The organism is Falsiroseomonas oryziterrae, from assembly GCF_021864505.1.
Classification (GTDB): Bacteria; Pseudomonadota; Alphaproteobacteria; order Acetobacterales; family Acetobacteraceae; genus Falsiroseomonas; species Falsiroseomonas oryziterrae.
Genome location: NZ_JAKJIB010000435.1, coordinates 1 through 2768 on the forward strand (window position 1 = coordinate 1; position 2768 = coordinate 2768).

Here is a 2768-nt window from a genome sequence, read left to right on the forward strand (position 1 = left end):
GGCGGCGGCGAAGGCGGTGCGCCGGCCATCGGTCGCCTGCCAGACGCCGGGCAGCGCGGCCGGCATTTCCACCACCGAACGGCCGCCGCGCGCCTCCGGCCGCGCGCGGATCACGCGACCGTCCGGCGCGGTCACCGCGATCTCCGGCGGCGGGTCGGCGTCGAGGCTGCGGCGCACCACGGTCAGCTGGCCGTGCTCGATGCGCGCCGTCAGGTCCTCCTCCTCCAGTTCGGGCTCCTTCATCGTCCAGTGGGCGATGCGCCGCAGCAGCTCGGCCTGCGGCCCGCCGCCCTCGTGGTTGCGGGACCAGAGCCAGATGTGGTCCGACAACACGAGCGCGACGCGCCCTTCGCCGACGCGGTCGAGCACCATGAGCGGCGTGCCGCCCGGGCCTTCCATCAGCGTGGAGCCGGCGCGCGCCTCGGCGCGGATCGCGCGATACCAGCGGCCCCAGGTCGCCTCACCTGGGCCCTCCACCGGATTGGCGCCGGGCAGGTTCTCCGTCACCGGATGGCGCGCGCCGGTCGGCGTGACGCGCGGGCGGTAGGCCTGCTCCAGCAGTCCCGCCTGTGCGGCACCCGGGCCGGAGGGTGGCCGCGCCGGCAGCACCTGGCCGAGCGGCGTCGAGGCGAGGCTCGTCGGCCCGACAAATTCCGGCCCGACCGAGAGCAGCAGCGCACCGCCGCCGCGCACGTAGTCCGCGATGTTGCGCAGATAGACCGGCGGCAGGAGGCCGCGATTGGCGAAGCGGTCGAAGACGATCAGGTCGAACTCGCGCAGCTTCACCTGGAACAGCTCGCGCACCGGGAAGGCGATCAGCGAGAGCTCATGCAGCGGCGTCAGGTCGTCCTTCTCGGGCGGCCGCAGGATCGTGAAGTGCACCAGGTCCACGTTCGGGTCGGCCTTGAGCAGCCGCCGCCAGGTGCGCTGGCCGGCATGCGGCTCCCCGCTGACGAGCAGCACGCGCAGCCGGTCGCGCACGCCGTTGATGGCGACGACGGCGCGGTTGTTGAGGTCGCTGACCTCGCCCGGCCGCGTCTCCGCCGTCATCTCGATCACCGTCTGGCCGCCGCGCTCGATGGTGAGCGCGATGCGGTGCTCGCGGCCGACGGGCACCGATTCCACCCGCGGCACGCCGCCGTCGCGGCGGATGGTCAGGCGCGCGGCGCCGCCGGGCTGTGCGCCCCCCCCGCCGGCGGAGCCGGCAACACCCAGATCCTCGACGACGACGCGCAGCTCCACCTGGCGCCCGACGATGCCGTAGCCCGGCGCCTCCACCACGCGGATGCGGCGATCCACCTCGCCGGCGCGGCCCGGGAGCAAGAGATGGAAGGGGGCTTCCAGCGCCGGCGCGGGTGGCAGGTCGTGCACCTGGCCGTCGGTCAGAGCGATGACGCCCGAGAGGCGCGCGCGCGGGATGTCGGCCAGCGCGCGCTCCATCGCCGCCCAGAGCCGCGTGCCCTGGCTGCCGGCCTCCTCGACCTCGACCGTACGGAGCTCGAGTTCGGGCAGGCGGCGCGCGCGGGATTCGATCGCCTCGCGCGTCGCCGCGATCTGCGCGGCGCGCGGGCCGAGGGTGGCGCTGTCGCTGCGGTCCACGACTAGCAACGCGATGTCGGGCCGCGTCTCGCGCGTCTCCTGCACGAGGCGCGGATTGGCCAACGCGAGGATCAGCGCGGCGAAGGCCGCAAGCCGCAGCAGCGCGCCCGAGGCCGGCGAGAGGCGCCGCCTGCCGTCCGCGCCGGTCGCGACGCGCAGCAGCGCCGGCGCGAGGGCGGCGAGCACGACAATCGCGAGCGCCGCGAGCAGCCAGAGCGGGATGACGGGCGCGAAGTCGATGCCGGCAAGCACTTGGTTCATGTGCCTGCCTCAAGCGCCGGCGCCCGCTTCGCGGGCTTGGCTTTCGCGCAGGCCACCGGTGCGCCCGGCGGCGCTGCCTCATGGTGCGCGGCGCGCATTCGCGCGCTCGGCCTGCTGTGCAGGCCGCCTGCGCCTTTCGTCGTCCGCACCGCGCTCAATTGCCCAGCCTTTCCAGGATCGCCGGCACGTGGACCTGGTCGCCCTTGTAGTTGCCGGTCAGGGCGTACATCACGAGGTTGGTGCCGAAGCGATAGGCCAGCGTGCGCTGCCGCGCGCCGCCGGGCACCACCGCATAGGGGTTGTTGCCGCGCGCATCGATCGCCCAGGCTGCGGCCCAATCATGCCCGCCGATGATCACCGGACTCACGCTGTCATTCGCGCGGTCCTGCTCGCGCGCCACCCACACGGTGCCGCCCGTGAAGCGCCCGGGCAGGTCGTTCAGCAGGTAGAAGGCGCGGCGCAGCACGTGCTCCTCCGGCACCGGAGCGAGCGGCGGCACGGAGAGATCGCGCGTGAGCCGCCGCAGCGCGGCGCGCGAGCCCGGCGAGAAGCCCTCGCCCGAACCCTCGTCGCGGGTGTCGAACAGGATGATGCCGCCGCCGCGCATGAAGGCGTTGAGCGCGGCGGCGGTCGCCGCGTCCGGCTGCGGCGCGTCGCCCAGCACCGGCCAGTAGATCAGCGGGAAGAAGGACAGGTCGTCGCGTCCCGGCGTGATCGCCACCGGCTCGGCCAGCGTCGCGGCCGTCCGCCGGTTCACGAAGTCCGAGAGCCCGGCGAGGCCCTGCCGCGAGATCTCGTCCACCTCCGCATTGCCGGTCTGCACGAAGGCGAGGCGCGTCGCGAGCGCGGCGCTGCCGTCCTGCGATTGCGCCTGCCCTGGGGCAGGCGCGGCCAGCAGCAGCGCGAGC

General features: G+C 74.5%; 2 protein-coding genes. Both read right to left on the reverse strand.

Going from position 1 to position 2768, the window contains the following annotated elements; translation table 11 throughout:
- A partial coding sequence (locus tag L2I40_RS21515; protein ID WP_237217271.1) for a hypothetical protein occupies positions 1–1860 on the reverse strand: 1860 nt, incomplete at its 3' end.
- A gap of 154 nt (positions 1861–2014) precedes the next feature.
- Positions 2015–2768 (reverse strand): DUF4159 domain-containing protein (locus tag L2I40_RS21520; RefSeq protein ID WP_237217272.1); only part of this gene is annotated, 754 nt, incomplete at its 5' end.